11 protein-coding genes and 1 riboswitch are annotated in these 16,543 nt (G+C 75.4%); of the genes, 4 read left to right on the top strand and 7 right to left on the bottom strand.

Going from position 1 to position 16,543, the window contains the following annotated elements; translation table 11 throughout:
• The first annotated feature begins 36 nt into the window (after positions 1-36).
• Both ND486_RS21995 and ND486_RS21990 read left to right on the top strand, forming a co-directional pair.
• Positions 37-1,239: an MFS transporter gene (locus ND486_RS21995; protein ID WP_251786395.1), complete on the top strand. Its 1,203-nt coding sequence runs from the start codon at positions 37-39 to the stop codon at positions 1,237-1,239.
• Positions 1,240-1,326: 87 nt separating this feature from the next.
• Complete coding sequence (locus ND486_RS21990; protein ID WP_251786394.1) at positions 1,327-2,655, top strand: MFS transporter; 1,329 nt, start codon at positions 1,327-1,329, stop codon at positions 2,653-2,655.
• Positions 2,656-2,658: 3 nt separating this feature from the next.
• On the opposite strand, the gene ND486_RS21985 is transcribed toward ND486_RS21990, so the two are convergent.
• On the bottom strand, positions 2,659-4,134 hold the full coding sequence (locus tag ND486_RS21985) for an MFS transporter (RefSeq protein ID WP_251786393.1): 1,476 nt from the start codon (positions 4,132-4,134) through the stop codon (positions 2,659-2,661).
• 116 nt (positions 4,135-4,250) lie between these two features.
• On the opposite strand from ND486_RS21985, the gene ND486_RS21980 reads away from it, so the two are divergent.
• Positions 4,251-5,807 carry an acetolactate synthase large subunit gene (locus ND486_RS21980; RefSeq protein WP_251786392.1) on the top strand — a complete coding sequence of 519 codons (1,557 nt, stop codon included), beginning with the start codon at positions 4,251-4,253 and terminating at the stop codon, positions 5,805-5,807.
• Positions 5,808-5,966: 159 nt separating this feature from the next.
• Here the strand turns inward: ND486_RS21980 and ND486_RS21975 are convergent, their stop codons facing one another.
• Positions 5,967-7,133: a hypothetical protein gene (locus tag ND486_RS21975; protein WP_251786390.1), complete on the bottom strand. Its 1,167-nt coding sequence runs from the start codon at positions 7,131-7,133 to the stop codon at positions 5,967-5,969.
• Positions 7,130-7,762 carry a hypothetical protein gene (locus ND486_RS21970; protein WP_251786388.1) on the bottom strand — a complete coding sequence of 211 codons (633 nt, stop codon included), beginning with the start codon at positions 7,760-7,762 and terminating at the stop codon, positions 7,130-7,132. Before ND486_RS21970 ends, ND486_RS21975 begins: the two co-directional genes overlap by 4 nt.
• 114 nt (positions 7,763-7,876) lie before the next feature.
• On the opposite strand from ND486_RS21970, the gene ND486_RS21965 reads away from it, so the two are divergent.
• A complete protein-coding gene (locus ND486_RS21965; RefSeq protein ID WP_251786386.1) occupies positions 7,877-9,232 on the top strand; it encodes an MFS transporter in 1,356 nt (451 codons plus the stop codon).
• Between the two features lie 3 nt (positions 9,233-9,235).
• On the opposite strand, the gene ND486_RS21960 is transcribed toward ND486_RS21965, so the two are convergent.
• From ND486_RS21960 to ND486_RS21945, 4 genes are all read right to left on the bottom strand, one after another.
• The gene (locus tag ND486_RS21960; RefSeq protein ID WP_251786384.1) at positions 9,236-10,297 is read right to left on the bottom strand and encodes an alpha/beta fold hydrolase; all 1,062 of its coding nucleotides are present in this window, start codon (positions 10,295-10,297) and stop codon (positions 9,236-9,238) included.
• A gap of 95 nt (positions 10,298-10,392) precedes the next feature.
• A complete protein-coding gene (gene cobN / locus ND486_RS21955) occupies positions 10,393-14,094 on the bottom strand; it encodes a cobaltochelatase subunit CobN (RefSeq protein ID WP_251786382.1) in 3,702 nt (1,233 codons plus the stop codon).
• Positions 14,095-14,184: 90 nt separating this feature from the next.
• Positions 14,185-14,258, bottom strand: a riboswitch (cobalamin riboswitch).
• A 55-nt stretch (positions 14,259-14,313) separates the two neighbouring features.
• Positions 14,314-14,940: a hypothetical protein gene (locus ND486_RS21950; protein WP_251786381.1), complete on the bottom strand. Its 627-nt coding sequence runs from the start codon at positions 14,938-14,940 to the stop codon at positions 14,314-14,316.
• Positions 14,941-14,947: 7 nt separating this feature from the next.
• The gene (locus ND486_RS21945) at positions 14,948-16,534 is read right to left on the bottom strand and encodes a PucR family transcriptional regulator (RefSeq protein ID WP_251786379.1); all 1,587 of its coding nucleotides are present in this window, start codon (positions 16,532-16,534) and stop codon (positions 14,948-14,950) included.
• Positions 16,535-16,543 lie beyond the last annotated feature (9 nt).

The following is a 16,543-nucleotide window of genomic DNA, read 5'->3' as shown; positions in this document are numbered from 1 at the left end:
CCCGCCGGTGCCGGCCGGTCGGCGCATGATGGGGCCGTGGTGGCAGTCGAGGCGGGCCGGACGGAACGACGGGCCCGGGCGGCGGTGGCCCTGGTCTTCCTCACCAACGGCCTGGTCTACGCGAACCTGCTGCCCCGCTTCCCGCAGATCAAGGCCGATCTCGGCCTGTCCAACACCCAGCTCGGGCTGGCGGTGGCCGCGATGCCGTTCGCGGCGCTGCTGGCCGGGCTGACCGCGGGCCCGCTCATCGCCCGGTTCACCTCGGCGAGGGTGGCCTCGTTCGGGATGGCGGTGATCGCGCTCGGTGTCGTGCTGGTGGGGTTCGCGCCGTCCTGGGCGCTGTTCGCCACGGCGATGCTGCTGGTCGGGGCGTCCGACGCCGTCGTCGACGTCGCGCAGAACGCGCACGGCCTGCGGGTGCAGCGCCGCTACGGCCGGTCGATCCTCAACGGGTTCCACGCGCTCTGGTCGGTCGGGGCGGTCGCGGGCGGGCTGATGGGCTCGGCCGCCGCCGGGATCGGGCTGGCGCTGCCGGTGCACCTGGGACTGTCCTCGCTGCTGTCGGTGGTGATCGCCGTCGCGGTGTACCCGCTGCTGCTGCGCGGCGACGACGGTGACGACCGCCCGGCCCCCGACGCGGCCGGCGGTGCACCGCCGCGGCGGCCGTGGACCGGGCTCGGCCCCCGCACCGTGGCGCTGCTCGCCGTGTTCGGGCTGGTCGCGATCTCCGGCACCCTGGTCGAGGACTCCGGCGCCACCTGGGCGGCGGTGTACCTGCAGGGGCTCGGGGCCGGCGCGGCCGTCGCCGGCCTCGGTTTCGTGGCGCTGCAGGGCTGCCAGTTCGTCGGCAGGCTGATCGGTGACCGGATGGTCGACCGGTTCGGCCAGCGCGCGGTGGCCCGCGCCGGCGGTGGGCTGGTGCTCGCCGGGATGGGGCTCGCGCTGGCGTTCCCGACGGTGCCCGGGACCGTCGCCGGGTTCGGTCTCGCCGGGTTCGGGGTGGCGACGCTCGTCCCGGCCGCGATGACCGCCGCCGATCACCTGCCGGGGCTGGCCCCGGGGACCGGGCTGACGATCGTCACCTGGCTGATGCGGGTGGGGTTCCTGGTGTCCCCACCGGTGGTCGGGCTGGTCGCCGACGCGACGTCGCTGCGGGTCGGGCTGCTGGTCGTCCCGGTGGCCGGGCTGGTCGTCGTGCTCGTCGCGGGGGTGCTGGCCGGTCGTCGCGCCCGGATGTGAGCGCCGGTCGACACGATCACGACGGGAACGGACAGGATCTCCGGTGCGTCTCGACACGAATCGGACGACCCCTTAGCGTCACCGCGCATGACCTCCACCGTCCCGCCGGCGTCGCCGGGACCCGCGCTCCGGTCCTCCCGCAAGGTCGCCACCGCCAGCCTGGTCGGCACCACCATCGAGTGGTACGACTTCTTCATCTTCGGCACGGCCGCGGCCCTGGTGTTCAACCGGGTGTTCTTCCCGTCGGTCGACCCCGTCACCGGAACCCTGTCCGCGTTCGGCGCGTTCGCCGTCGGGTTCATCGCCCGCCCGCTCGGCGGGGCGGTGTTCGCGCACTTCGGCGACAGGGTCGGCCGGAAACCGATGCTCGTCTACTCGCTGCTCCTGATGGGCGCGGCGACCGTCGGGATGGGGCTGCTGCCCGGCTACGACACGCTCGGGGTCTGGGCTCCGGTCCTGCTGGTGACGCTGCGGTTCCTGCAGGGGTTCGGCGTCGGCGGCGAGTGGGGCGGTGCGGCGCTGATGGCCGTCGAGCACGCCCCGTCGCACCGGCGCGGGTTCTACGGCAGCTGGCCGCAGGTCGGCGTGCCGCTCGGCCTGGTGCTGGGGACGGCGACGTTCGCGGTGCTGTCCGCGACGCTGACCGACGAGCAGTTCCTGGCGTGGGGCTGGCGGGTGCCGTTCCTCGCCAGCATCGCGCTGATCGGGGTCGGGATGTGGATCCGGCTCGGCGTCCACGAGTCGCCGGTGTTCCGGAAGGCGATGGACGAGAAGGCCGCGAACCGGATGCCGGTGCTGGAGGCGCTGCGCACCTACCCGAAGGAGATCCTGCTCGCCGCCGGGTCGTTCCTGGCGACGAACTCGACGTTCTACGTCTCCTCGGTCTGGCTGGTCACCTACGCGACGCAGTCCCTGTCCTACGACCGCACGACGATCCTCGCGGCGAACTCGGTGCTGTCGCTGTCGGACATCCCGCTGATCATGGCGTTCGGTCTGCTGTCGGACCGGATCGGGCGTCGTCCGATGTTCGTCGGTGGGATGGCGCTGCTCGCGGTGTTCGCGGTGCCGTACTTCTGGCTCGTGTCGACCGGCAGCATCTGGCTGTTCCTGCTGGGCGGGCTGGTCGTGCAGGTGGCGCGCTCGGCGGTGTACGGGCCGCAGTCGGCGTTCTTCGCCGAGCAGTTCTCCACCAGCATGCGGTACTCGGGGGCGTCGCTGGCCTACCAGATCGCGTCGATCCTGGGCGGTCTCGCGCCACTGCTCTGCACCGCGCTCGTCGCGCTGACCGGTTCGCTCTACGCCGTCGCCGGTTACGTCGTCGGGATCGCGCTGGTGTCGATGGTCTGCTCGTGGCTGATGACCGAGACGCTGCGGTCGGGGCTGCGCGAGGACACCGCCGCCGTCGCCCGGACCTGACCCCTACCGTCCGCCGGTCGCGGTCACCGGCGTGCCCCGTCCGCGGGCACGCCGGGCCGCGACCAGGTCGGTGACCCCGAGCACGAGGGCCAGCGCCACCAGCCCGACGGTGATGAGCAGGCCGTGCGAGATGGCGTCCGCCCAGTCCCCGCCGGACGCGGTGAGCCTGCCGAAGAACACCGCGCCGACCGCGGACAGCCCGATCGCCGTCCCGATCCGCTGCCCGGTCTGCAGCACCCCGCCCGCGGTGCCGCCGGAGGTGTGCGGGATCTCCGACAGCGCGAGGGTCTGGTTCGGCGCGATCACCAGCCCTCCGCCCGCCCCGGCGAGCAGCAGCGGCCCGGCGATCGCGAGCCCGGTCCACGGGCTGTGCGCGGTCGCGGCCAGGACGAGGTCGGTGACGCCGAGCCCGACCATCACCGTCGCCAGCCCGACGACGATCATCGGCTGCCCGAACCGCGCCACCAGGCGCCCGCTGAGTGCGGAGGTGACGGCCGAGCCGAGCGCGAACGCCGTCATCGTCAGCCCGGTCTGCAGCGGGGTGTAGCCCAGCCCGTTCTGCAGGTAGAGGGTGAGCACGAAGAAGATCGAGGTGAACCCGGCGAAGTAGACGGTGCCCAGCGAGGCCCCGACGGCGTAGCTGCGGGTCCGCAGCAGCGCGAAGTCGATCAGCGGGTGCCCGTGGACGCGCTTGGCCCGACGCTCCCACGCCACGAACGCCACCAGCGCCGCGACCGAGACCGCGACCAGCCACCACGGCGCCGACGCCGGGTCCCGCTCGGCGAGCACCAGCGGCAGCATCAGCGCGACGACGGCGACGCCGAGCAGCACCGAGCCGCCCAGGTCCAGCGGGCGCCGCTCCCCCGTGGTCACGGTGTCGGCGGGCAGCAGCCGGAACGCCGCGACCAGCGCCGCGGCGCCGATCGGGATGTTGACGAAGAAGACCCAGCGCCAGCCGTCGGCGTCGCCGGCCCAGGCCAGCAGCAGCCCGCCCAGCAGCGGGCCGACCGCGGTCGAGATCCCGACGACGGCGCCGAACATGCCGAACGCGGTGCCCCGCTCCGGGCCGCGGAACAGGTCCTGGATGAACCCGACGACCTGCGGGGACAGCAGGCCGGCCGCGACGCCCTGCACCAGCCGGACCGCGACGAGCACCTCCGGGTTCGGGGCGAACCCGGCGACCGCGCTGGTCAGGGTGAACAGGGCGAGGCCGGTGACGAACATGCGGCGGCGGCCGCGGTCGTCACCGAGACGCCCGGACGCGACCAGCACCAGGCCGAACGTCAGCGCGTAGCCGGACACGATCCAGGACAGCTGCGCCGCCGAGGCCCGCAGACCGGCCTGCATGGCGGGCAGCGCGACGTTCACGATGCTGACGTCGAGCAGGCTCATGAACCCGGCGACCAGGCAGACCGACAGTGCCCGCCAGCGTCGCGGGTCGGGGGTGTACGCCTCGGGCGCGGTGCGGTCGTCGCTCACAGTCCCTCATTCCGCGTCCTGGCGATGCGGGCCGCAACTCGAACGCGGGTCCTGCGGACACGCGTCACATCGTGTGGACTCACCGGCATGTGGACCGAAGAGATCGGGAACCGGTCGTGAGGGGCGCCGAGGCGCTGGTCGGGTCGCTCACCGCGGCCGGGGTCGACGTGTGCTTCATGAACCCGGGGACCTCGGAGATGCACTTCGTGCAGGCGCTCGACGCGGTGCCGGAGATGCGCGGGGTGCTGGCCCTGTTCGAGGGCGTCGCGACCGGTGCCGCCGACGCCTACGCGCGCATCGCGGGGAAGCCGGCGGCGGTGCTGCTGCACCTCGGGCCGGGGCTGGGCAACGGGCTGGCGAACCTGCACAACGCGCGCCGGGCCGGGACGCCGCTGCTGTGCGTGGTCGGCGGGCACGCGACCGACCACGTCCGCTTCGACGCGCCGCTGGAGTCCGACATCACCGCGGTGGCGCGGACCGTGTCCGGGTGGGTGCACACCAGCGGCGACGTCCGCGACGTCGCCGCCGACGCGATGCGCGCCCTCGCCGCGACCGGCGAGCGCGGCGGGCAGGTCGCGACGCTGGTGCTCCCGGCCGACGTGTCCTGGTCGGAGGGCGCGTCGCCCGCCCCGCCGCTGCCGGCCGCCGGGCCGTTCCCCCCGGACCCCTCGCGGGTCGCCGCGGCCGCCGACGCCGTCCGCGCGCCCGGTGCGACGCTGCTGCTGGGCGGGCCCGCCCTGAGCGCCGCGGGGGTCGACGCCGCCGGGCGGATCGCCGCGGCCACCGGGGCCCGGCTGCTCGTGGAGACCTTCCCCCGGTGCTGGGAGACCGGCGCCGGCCGGACCCGCATCGACAAGCTCGCCTACTTCGCCGAGCAGGCGATCGCGCAGCTGGACGGCACGTCGTCGCTGGTGCTGGCCGGGGCGCGGTCGCCGGTGTCGTTCTTCGGCTACCCGGGCGTGCCCGGGGACCTGGTGCCCGAGGGGGCCGCCGTGGTGGGGCTGGCCGACCCGGCCACCGACGCGACGGCCGCGCTGGAGTCGCTCGCCGACGCCGTCGCCGGCGACGCGGCCCCCGCGCTCGCGCCGCACGAGGCGCCGGAGCCCGCGCCGGGGGCGCTCGACGTGCGGGGGCTGTGCGCCGCCGTCGCCGCGACGCTGCCGCAGGACGCGATCGTGGTCGACGAGGCGCTGACGGCGGCGGCGTCGCTGGCGATGTCGTTGCAGACCGCGCCGCGACACACCCAGATCGCGCTGACCGGTGGCGCGATCGGGATGGGGCTGCCCGCCGCGGTGGGTGCCGCGGTCGCCGCGCCGCACCGTCCGGTGGTGGCGGTGCAGGCCGACGGCAGCGCGCTCTACACCGCCCAGGCGCTGTGGACGATGGCCCGCGAGCGGCTCGACATCACCGTGGTGCTGATCAACAACGCGGCGTACTCGATCCTGCGGGTGGAGCTGGCCCGCACGGGGGCCGGGGAGGCGGCGCACTCCGGGCGGGCGGGCCGGATGCTGGACCTGTCCGACCCGACGCCGGACTTCACCGCACTCGCGACCGGGCTCGGGGTGCCCGCCGAGCGGGTCACCACGACCGAGGGCCTGCTCGACGCGCTGCGGAGGGCACAGGCCGAGCCGGGCCCGCACCTGGTCGAGGCGATCGTCCCCGCCCTGGGCTGAGCCCCCTCGTCCGGAGGGCGCAGCCGGACGCACGGTCCGGCTCGCCCCGGCGTCCGGCCGGTCGGCGCCGGCCCGCGCGGCCGGACGCCGCGCGGGCCCGCGGTGCGCCGCACGGGTTCTTCCCCGTGCCGGCGCACCCGGAACCCGCGCGGCGCGGCGTCAGAGGGACAGCAGGCGGTCGAAGAACTCGCGGTAGCGGGTGAGCGCCTGGCGCAGGTCCTCGGTCGAGGCGTCGTCGCGGGAGAACTGGGCCTCCAGGTCGTCGCGCTGACGACGGAACAGCGACTCCATCTCGTCGAGGATCTCCCCCACCAGCGCGTTCGCCCCGTGGACGGCGCGGCGGGGCTCGTCGACGAACTCGCCCTTCAGCGTCGACCAGCGGTCCTGGTACTCGCGGGCCCGGTCGGCCGGGAGCAGCGACGAGCCGCCGGTGGCGGGGTCGGTCGCCGCCGGGTCGGCCCCGGGTCCGGTCGCGCCGCCCCGCGGGTCACCGGGGTCGCGCAGGTCGTCGTGCCCGCGGCCGGGTGTCGCGTCGTGGTGACGGCCGCCGGGCGCGCCGTCCTCCCGCGCGGGTGCGCCACGGGTGGACGCCGCGGCGGCCACGCCGGCCGCCGTCCCGCCTGCGGCCGCGGCGGTCCCGGCACCGCCCGCGGAGCCGGGCGCCGCGTCGTGGGGCGGTGCGCCCGTCCCCGGTGCGACGTTCCCGACACCGCCGCCGGGCGGGACCCCGCCCGCGTCGGCCGGTCCGCGGCCGCCCGCCGCCGCGGGGTCGCCGAGGGTGTCGTGCCGTCCGGCCGGGCCGGCGTCGCGCGGGTCGGCAGCCGGTGCGCCCGGGCCACCGTGGGGGTCGCCACCGGGCAGGTGCCCGCCACGGGGGTCGGCACCGCGCGGGTCCGCGCCCGGTACGTCCCCGCCACGCGGGTCGCCACCGCGCAGGTCGCCGCCCCGCGGGTCCCCGCCTCGGAGGTCCCCGCCGCGCGGGTCGCCGTCCCGGGGGTCCACGCCGCGGGGCCCACCGGCACCCGGGTCGGTGCCGAGCGGGCCGGCGCCGCGGGGGTCACCGGCACGCGGGTCCCCGCCGGCCGCACGGTCCTCGGCCAGTCGTCCGCCGGGGGCGTCGCCCGGCCCGGCCCCGGGGCCCGCCAGCGGCGGGGCGTCCGGGTCGCCGTGGCGCCGGCCCGGGACGCCCGCGTCCTGCTCGGCGGTGCCCGCCGCCTCACGGCGCTCCCAGCCGGCGTCGCGCTCGTCCTCGCTGCGGCCGGTGAAGGCGTCCTTGATCGAGTCGGCCAGTCGGGCCGCCTTGCTGCTGCCCTGGTGCTCGCTCATGCCGTGGTCTCCCGTCGGGTGTCCTGGTCCGGTCCGCCCTGGCGGTGGCGGCCGTCGTTCTCGGGACGGCCACCGGAACCGGTGCCGTCGCCGTCGTCGAGCAGGGCGTCGATCAGCGCGCGGTAGCTCGTGACCGCGTGCCGGAGGTCCTCGGTCCCGGCTCGCCCGGCGGAGTGCTCACGGGAGATGGCCCGCGCCTCGCGGTAGCGCTGCGTGACCACCGGGTAGGCGACGGACAGGTCCTCCTCACGGCGGTCGACGTCCTCGGCGGGGTATCCGCGGGCCGCCATGACGTCGGCGACCAGCGCGTCGGCGTCGTGCACCGCCCGGGACGGGTCGTCGACGAACCCCTCCTGCACCTGCTGCCACCGGCGGCGGTAGCCGTCGCGCTCCTGCGGGTCGAGGGATCGCAAGGTCAGCGCGTCGTGGCGCTTGCGGCGCTGCGCGAGTTCCTTCTCCGCGTCGCGGGGGTCGTCCGCGTCGCGCACGGTGCGCTCGTACTCGGGTCCGAACTGGTCCCGGAGCTCGGCGGAGCGACGACGGCGCAGCATCGTCGCGGCGGCCACGGCGAGTACGGCGACGACGATCACCACCACGGCGACGACGATGATCGTTGTGATGTCGGTCATAGCGCGGGATACCCGATCGCGCGAGCCGGAAACACGGAGCGTGGTTGTTGATCACGAATGGTGATCACTGAATCGACTTGACCTGCACCGGGGTTCAGGGAGCAGGGTGGCGCCGTGGTCGAGGCGCGGACGGACGGGACGGGGGTCTGGTCCCACGGGCGCGCCCCGACCACCTTCGGCATCCTGCTGCTGATCAGCCTGACCGCGTTCGAGGCGATGGGCGTCGGGACCGCGATGCCCGCGGTCGTCGCCGACCTGGGCGGGGTCGCCCGCTACGCCTGGCCGTTCGTGCTGTTCCTGGCCGCGGCGGTCCTCGGCACCGTCGCCGGCGGCCGCTGGTGCGACGTCCGGGGCCCGCGGGTGCCGCTCGTCGCCGCGCCGGTCCTGTTCGGGGCGGGCCTGCTGGTCGCCGGGTTCGCGACGACGATGACCGGGCTGCTCGCCGGCCGGGTCCTGCAGGGACTGGGCGCGGGGGCCCAGGGCGTCGCGGTGTACGTGCTCGTCGCCGAGGTGTACCCCACGCGGGCGCGCCCGGTGGTGTTCGGGCTGATCTCCTCGGCGTGGGTGCTGCCCGCGCTCGTCGGTCCCCCGCTGGCCGGGCTGGTGACCGAGCACCTGTCCTGGCACTGGGTCTTCCTGGGACTGCTGCCGGTGGTGGGGCTGGCCCTGGTACTGGTCACCCCGGTGGTGCGCGTCCTGCGACCGCCCGCCGGACCGGCGGTGGGCGGCCACGGGGCGGGCCTGGTCCCCGCGGCGCTCGGTGCCGCGGTCGGCGTCGCCGGGCTGAGCTGGGCGTTGGAGAACCTCGACCCCGGCGGCGCGGTGGCCGGCGTCGTCGCCGTCGCGGCGCTGGTGCCCTCGCTGCGCAGGCTGCTGCCCCGCGGGACCGTCCTCGCGCGCCCGGGCATCGCCGCGGTCGTCGCGGCCCGCGGCCTGGTCGCCGCGGCGTTCTTCCCGGTCGTGTCGTTCCTGCCGCTGGTGCTCACCGCGACGCACGGCTGGTCGCCGACCGCCGCCGGGACACCGCTGATCGTCGCCTCGCTGGGCTGGTCGGCGGCGGCCGCCTGGCAGGCCCGCCGGCCCGGCAGCGACCGCTCGGTGATGCTGCGCGCGGGGTTCGCGACGATCGCCGCGGGCCAGCTCGCGCTGGTCCCGGTCGCCGCGGGACTGCTGCCGGGCTGGCTCGCCGTCGGGTTCTGGGGCGTGTCGGGGCTCGGGATGGGTGTGGCGTTCTCCGCGATCGCCTACCTGACCCTCGCCCACTCCGACGCCCACGACGTCGGCTCGCACTCCTCGGCGGCCCAGCTGCTCGACCAGCTGGCGACGGCGGCGTTCGTCGGCCTGGGCGGCGCGCTGCTGGTGGCGCTGGCGTCACCGGCCGTCGCGCTGCCGGTGCTGCTGGTCGTGGTCGCGGTGCCCGCGGTCGCCGGTGCACTGACCGCGTCGCGGACGCGGGTACCGGGGCCCTGAGCCTCAGATCCCGGACGGGCGGGCGAGCAGCTCGGCCACGGCGGCGTCGATGAAGGCCGTGTCGACCGGGTTCCTCCCGCCGCCGGCGAAGTGGCCCCACACCCCGGGGATGACCCGCAGCTCGGTGCCGGCCCGCATGTGCGACACCGCCCAGGCCTCGTCCTCGGGCGGGAAGTACAGGTCCTTCTCCGCGGGCATGACGATCGCCGTCGCCCGGATCGAGGCCAGTGCCTCCTCGGTCGAGCCGGCGCCCGGGGTCGCGCCGACATCGCCGTGCCACCAGGTGTCGAGCATGGTCAGCAGGTTGTTCGGGTCACGACCGTCGAGGAAGAAGCCCTCCCAGAAGTCGACGACGAAGTCCTCCAGCGAGGTGTTTCCCAGCCGGCGCCACTCCTCGTCGCGGTAGAACGCCTGGGAGAAGCCCCAGCCGGCGTAGATCCGGGCGAACGCGCGCAGCCCCTGCGCCGGCGGGACCGTGTAGCGGCCGCCGTCGAACCCCACCGCGGCCATGAGCGCGGCACGCAGCGAGTCGAGGAACACCTGGTTGTGCGGCGCGGTCCGCGGCGACCCGCAGAACGGCAGGATGCGCTGCACCATCTCGGGGTGGCTGACCGCCCACTGGTAGGTCTGGCCCGCGCCCATCGACCACCCGAGCACCAGCGGCAGCGTGCTGATCCCGAAGCACTCGGTGACGAGCCTGTACTGGGCCTCGACGTTGTCGCGCACCCGGACCGGTGGGAACGACGGGCCGTCGTGCGGCACCGGGGCGTTCGACGGCGAGGTGGACAGCCCGTTGCCCAGCATGTTCGGCACGATGACGAACCAGCGGTCCGGGTCGAGCGCCATCCCCTCACCGATCAGCCACTCGTTGTCCCAGTGCCGTCCGGAGTACCAGGTCGGGTAGAGGATCGCGTTGTCCTTCGCCGCGTTCAGCTCGCCGTAGGTGCGGTAGGCGATCCGGGCCGGGCGCAGCGTCCGCCCGCAGTCGAGCGTGAGGTCGTCGATCTCGAAGACCTCGTAGGGCTCGTCGCGGCCGTAGCGGGGCCGGGCGATGGGCTCGGGCACGGGGATCCTCCGGGAGCGGCGACGGTCGACCGATGGTTTCCCAGGAAATATGTTCCTGGGAAACCATCGATGTCAAGGCCGGAGGGTCCCGCGGCTCAGCCGTCTCCCTCGATGTCGCCCTCGGACTCCAGGTAGGCCTGGCGCAGCGCGTCCAGCGTCGCGGACTCCGGGCTCTCCCAGAGACCACGGTCGACGGCCTCCAGCAGCCGCTCGGCCATGCCGTGCAGCGCCCACGGGTTGGACTCGGCGAGGAACTTCCGGTTGTCCGGGTCCAGCACGTACTCGGCGGTCAGCGTCTCGTACTGCCAGTCCGCGATGACGCCGGTGGTGGCGTCCCAGCCGAACAGGTAGTCGACGGTCGCGGCCATCTCGAACGCGCCCTTGTAACCGTGCCGGCGCATCGCGGCGATCCAGCGCGGGTTGACCACGCGGGCACGGAAGACCCGGGCGGTCTCCTCGTGCAGGCTGCGGGTAAGCACCGCCTCCGGACGGGTCGAGTCCCCGACGTAGGCGGCCGGCGCGGTACCGGTCAGCGCGCGCACCGTGGCGACCATGCCGCCGTGGTACTGGTAGTAGTCGTCGGAGTCGGCGATGTCGTGCTCGCGGGTGTCGATGTTCTTCGCCGCCACCGCGATCCGCCGGTAGGCGTTCTCCATGTCGTCCCGGGCGGGGACCCCGTCGAGGCCGCGGCCGTAGGCGTAGCCGCCCCAGGTGGAGTAGACCTCGGCGAGGTCGGCGTCACCGCGCCAGTCACGGGAGTCGACGAGCTGCAGCAGCCCGGCGCCGTAGGTGCCCGGCTTGGAGCCGAAGATCCGGGTGCGGGCGCGACGGTCGTCGCCGGTGCGCTCGCGGTCGGCGTCGACATGGGCGCGGACGTAGTTCTGCTCCGGGGTCTCGTCGAGCTCGGAGACCAGCTTCACCGCGTCGTCGAGCAGGGCCAGGACGTGCGGGAACGCGTCGCGGAAGAACCCGGAGATGCGGACCGTGACGTCGACGCGCGGGCGGCCGAGCTCCGCGAGGTCGATGACCTCCAGGCTGCGCACGCGACGGCTCGCGTCGTCCCACACCGGGCGGACACCGAGCAGGGCGAACACCTCGGCGACGTCGTCGCCGGAGGTCCGCATCGCGCTGGTCCCCCACACCGACAGGCCGACGCTGCGCGGGTACTCGCCGTGGTCGGCCCGGTAGCGCTCGACCAGCGACTCGGCCATCGCCTGCCCGGTCTCCCAGGCCAGCTTCGACGGGACCGCCTTGGGGTCGACGGAGTAGAAGTTCCGCCCGGTCGGGAGCACGTTGACCAGCCCGCGCAGCGGCGAGCCGGACGGGCCGGCCGGGATGAACCCGCCGTCGAGGGCGTGCAGCACCCGGTCCAGCTCGTGCGCGGTGGCGTCGAGCCGGGGCACGACCTCGTCGGCGGCGAAGCGCAGCACGGCCGCGACCGCGTCCACGTCGACGCCCGGGAGCCCCCCACCGGTGCCCCCGGGGGAACTCTCGTGGCCTAGAGCGCTACGAGAGTTCCCCTGGGGGCCACCGGGGGCGAGGGCCAGGTGCTCGGCGACCACCGCGGGGACGGCGGCGGGGTCCCAGGAACGGGCCTCCATCGCCGAGCACAGGGCACGGGCGACGGTCTCGACGGTGTCGGTGCGGGTGTTCGACTCCGAGCCGTCCTCGACCAGCCCGAGCGCCTGGCGCAGACCCGGCACGGACTGCTCGCCGCCCCACATCTGCCGGGCGCGCAGCACCGCGAGCACCAGGTCGACGCGCTGCTCCCCCGCCGGTGCCTGGGCCAGCACGTGCAGGCCGTCGCGGATCTGGACGTCCTTGATCTCGCACAGCCAGCCGTCGACGTGCATCAGCATGTCGTCGAAGACGTCCTCGTCGGGACGCTGCTCCAGGCCCAGGTCCTGGTGCATCTGGGCCGCGGTCATCAGCGTCCAGATCTGCTGGCGGATCGCGGGCAGCTTCGCCGGGTCGAGCGCGGAGATGTTCGCGTGCTCGTCGAGCAGCTGCTCCAGCCGGGCGATGTCGCCGTAGGACTCGGCGCGCGCCATCGGCGGGATGAGGTGGTCGACCAGGGTGGCGTGCGCCCGGCGCTTGGCCTGGGTGCCCTCCCCCGGGTCGTTGACGAGGAACGGGTAGACCAGCGGCAGGTCACCGAGGACGGCGTCGGTGCCGCAGGAGGCCGACATGCCCAGCGTCTTGCCGGGCAGCCACTCCAGGTTGCCGTGCTTGCCGATGTGCACGATCGCGTGCGCGCCGAACCCGCCCTCGGACTCGGGCGCGGCCAGCCAGCGGTAGGCACCGAGGTAGTGGTGCGACGGCGGCAGGTCCGGGTCGTGGTAGATCGCGACCGGGTTCTCCCCGAACCCGCGGGGCGGCTGCACGATCAGCGTGACGTTGCCGCGGCGCAGAGCCGCGACGACGATGTCGCCGTCCGGGTTCTGCGAACGGTCGACGTAGTGCTCGCCCGGCGCCTCGCCCCAGTGCTCCTCGACGCCGGACCGGAAGTCCTCGGGCAGCGTGTCGAACCAGCTGCGGTACGTCGCGGCGGAGATCCGCACCGGGTTGCCGGCCAGCTTCTCCTCGGTCAGCCAGTCCGGGTCCTGCCCGCCGGCCTCGATCAGGGCGTGCATGAGCGCGTCGCCGTCGCCGGCCTCGACGCCCGGGAACGCCGCCTCGCCCTCGGTGGCGACCGCGTAGCCCGCCGCGGCCATCGTCCGCAGCAGCGCCACCGTCGACGCCGGGGTGTCCAGCCCGACCGCGTTGCCGATCCGCGCGTGCTTGGTCGGGTACGCCGACAGCATCAGCACGATCTTCTTGTCCGCGTTCGGGACACGGCGCAGCGTCGCGTGCTTCACCGCGATCCCGGCGACCCGGGCGGCCCGCTCGTCGTCGGGGACGTAGACCGACAGGCCGTCGGCGTCGGTCTCCTTGAACGAGAACGGGACGGTGATCAGCCGGCCGTCGAACTCCGGCACGGCGACCTGGGTGGCGACGTCGAGCGGGGACATCCCGTCGTCGTTGGCCTCCCAGGTGGCGCGGGAGCTGGTCAGGCACAGGCCCTGCAGGATCGGGACGTCGAGCGCGGCCAGCTCGGTGACGTCCCACTCCTCGTCCTCGCCGCCGGCCTGGGCGCCTGCGGGCTTGGTGCCGCCCGCAGCGAGCACGGTGACGACCATGGCGTCGGCCTCGCGCAGCCGCTCCAGCAGCGCGGCCGGGGCCTGGCGCAGCGACGCGCACCAGATCGGCAGCGCGCGGGCGCCCTTCGCCGCGATCTGCTCGCAGAGCGCCTCGATGTAGCGGGTGTTCCCGGCCAGGAACTGGGCGCGGTAGAACAGCACCGCCACCGTCGGTCCGTCGACCTCCGTGCCGGGCAGGGACAGCTCGCCCCACTCGGGCAGCTCCACCGGCGGCGCGAACCCCTCGCCGGTGAGCAGCACCGTGTCGGACAGGAACGCGTGCAGCTGCGCCAGGTTCTCGGTGCCGCCCTGCGCCAGGTAGGTGTGGGCCTCGGCCGCGACGCCCGCGGGCACCGAGGACAGCTCCATCATCTCCGCGTCCGGGGCCATCTCCCCGCCCAGGCAGACCAGCGGCGTCGCGCGGGCCCGCAGCAGGTCCAGCCCCTCCTCGAAGTAGCGGTACCCGCCGAGGACGCGGACGACGACGACGTCGGCCGCGTCGGCCATCTCCGCCAGCTCGTCGTGCGTGACCCGGTTCGGGTTCGCGAGGCGGTAGTCCGCACCCGAGGACCGGGCCGAGAGGAGGTCGGTGTCCGAGGTGGACAGCAGCAGGATCACCGGACGGCTCCGGGGGCGGCGTGGGCGCGCGTCATCGACGTACCTTCCTCGGGATCCTCGTCCCGGGTGGGGTGGCGCGGCGAACGGGCGCAGTGTCTGGCTCCCCCTCGCCGGGGCGAGGGGTCACAGTGGCGGGACCGCGCCGGACTCGCACCGGCTTCCTGGGGTTCCGCTCGCCGTCTTCGGTTGTCGTGAGTCACCATCGGTGGCGCCACCGGGTCACGTCAAGGAGCGCTCGACCAGGGTGGTGATCCGCACGTGCGACGGCGTGGCGGGGGCCGAGCCGAAGCCGAACCGGACCGGCGGGACGACCGCGGCCAGCCCGCCGCAGTCGCCGTCGTCCCAGCGGGCCCAGGCGGCGGCGACCCGGTGCAGGTCGCGGGCCCCGTAGTACTCGCGCCGGCCGCCGCCGGCACTGCCGACGGTCCGTACCCCGGGCACGGCCCTGCGGGCGATCGGGTCGATCACCCGCAACCACCAGGGGTGCACCGCGAGCGGTCCCGGGACCGCGCGCAGCAGCCTGCCGAGCAGCGGGCGGCCGCCGATCCGCCAGCTCACCTCCAGCGGGCCCGCCACGACCCGGCGACGGTCGTCGTCGACGGTGTGGGTCACCGGGACGACCCGGACCTCGTCGAAGGTGTAGGTGGCCGAGACGAACTCCGCGACCTCCTCGCTCGGGGCGAGCAGGGTGCGGTGCCCGTCGGCGGACTCGGTCATGACGTCGGTGAACGACCCCAGCGGGGTGTCCGGCCAGTGGCCGACCACGATCCGTCTGCCCGAGGTCGTGCCCAGCCCGCAGATCCAGCCGTCGAAGCGGTCCAGGACGGGGGATCCGGCGGTGGGCACCCCGCCATCAGAGCCGATCGGCGCCGTTCCCGCCCGGGGAGACCCCGTCCGTACCGGCCCGCCCGAGGTCACGGGCCTGCAGGGCGAGCCACAGCTCGTGGCGGTCCTGGGCCGCGGACAGGCGTCGTCCGCTGACCTGCTCGGCCGCGGTGATCCGGTTCCGCACGGTGTGCCGGTGCACGCCCAGCGCGGTCGCCGTCGCCTCCCAGTGGCCGTTGTGCTCGACGAACGCCGCCACCGCGCGCAGCAGCTCGGGGCCGCGCGGGTCGGCGTCGAACGGGCCGAGGACGGCGTCGGCGAACCCGCCGAGCCGCTCGTGGTCGAGCAGGGCGAGCAGCATCCGGGCCGACGCGACGTCGGCGGCGTGCACGGGGCGCCCGCTCAGCCGGGCCACCGGCAGCGCCGACCGGGCCTGGCGCAGCGACACCGCCAGGGCACCGGGCCGCACCACGATCCCGACCCCGGCCGGGCGGCCCGCGGCGAGCGTCGCGAGCACGGTGTCCAGCGGCGCCGACGCGGGCGCGGCCAGCTCGACCCGTCCGGCGGGGGCGCCGGGCGCGTCGCGGACCACCCGGACCAGGGCGTCGGGCAGCACCGCGGCGAGGTCGGCGGCCAGCTCGTCGGGACGGGGCGCCGCGACCACCGCGGCCCGCAGCGGCTGCTCGGCGAGCCCGGCGGCGGCCAGCCTGCGCCCGGCGACGGCGTCGTCGACCACCCCGCGTTCCAGGGTCGTGAGCAGCCGGGCCCGCTCCCGGCGGCCGGCGGCGTCGAGGCCGGCGCGGCGCTCCAGGTCCAGCGACAGCAGCGACACCAGGTCCCCGGTGACCTGGTTGGAGTGCCCGCCCCGGGCCGGGCCGTCCACCAGCAGCAGCGCCCGGATCCGGTGCGAGCCGAGCGGGTGCACCTCCCGCCGACGACCCCCGGCGGACTCCACCGCGGCACCGAGCAGTCCCCGCCGGCGGACCGCGGCGACGGTGCCGGACAGCTCGGCGGCGAGCGTGTCCGCGCCGTCGGGCGGTGCCGCGGCGAGCACCCGCCCGAGCAGGTCGACGACCACCGCGGACCGCCCGGTGGCCTCGGCGTGTGCGGTCAGCACCGCCGCGGGCCCGCCGGGGGCCACCGCGGCCGCGGTCAGGGCCCGCTGGGTGCGCAGCGCCCACTGCAGGCGGGCCCGCTCCGCCGCGTCACGGTGGGCGAACACCGCGCGGGTGACGGCGACGAAGGGCACCCCGTCCGGGACCGCCAGCAGCGCCAGCCCGGCCCGGCGGGCGGCGGTGACCAGCGCCTCGGGGGTGCGCCGGTGCGGCAGGTCGGCCCCCAGTCCGATCCCGAGTGCGGCCACCCCGTGCTCGCGCAGGTGCCGGCAGTAGCCGGTGAGCCCGTCGACGTCGGACGGCAGCAGGAACCCGACGGTCAGCAGCAGCTCCCCGCCCTCGAGCCAGGGGCCGGGCTCGGTCAGCTCCGACACCGCGGCCGCGGTCACCGCGAGTCCCAGGTCGGCGTCGGCGACCGCGGCGCGGCCGAGCCGCAGGGCGGGGTCCCCGAGCAGGGTCGTCAGCGTGACACCGGAGGGCGGGATGGACATCACGTCCATCAGCCTCCC

Origin of the sequence: Pseudonocardia sp. DR1-2, assembly GCF_023717215.1 — a bacterium.
Classification (GTDB): domain Bacteria; phylum Actinomycetota; class Actinomycetes; order Mycobacteriales; family Pseudonocardiaceae; genus Pseudonocardia; species Pseudonocardia alni.
This window is presented reverse-complemented; position numbering and strand designations above follow the sequence as displayed.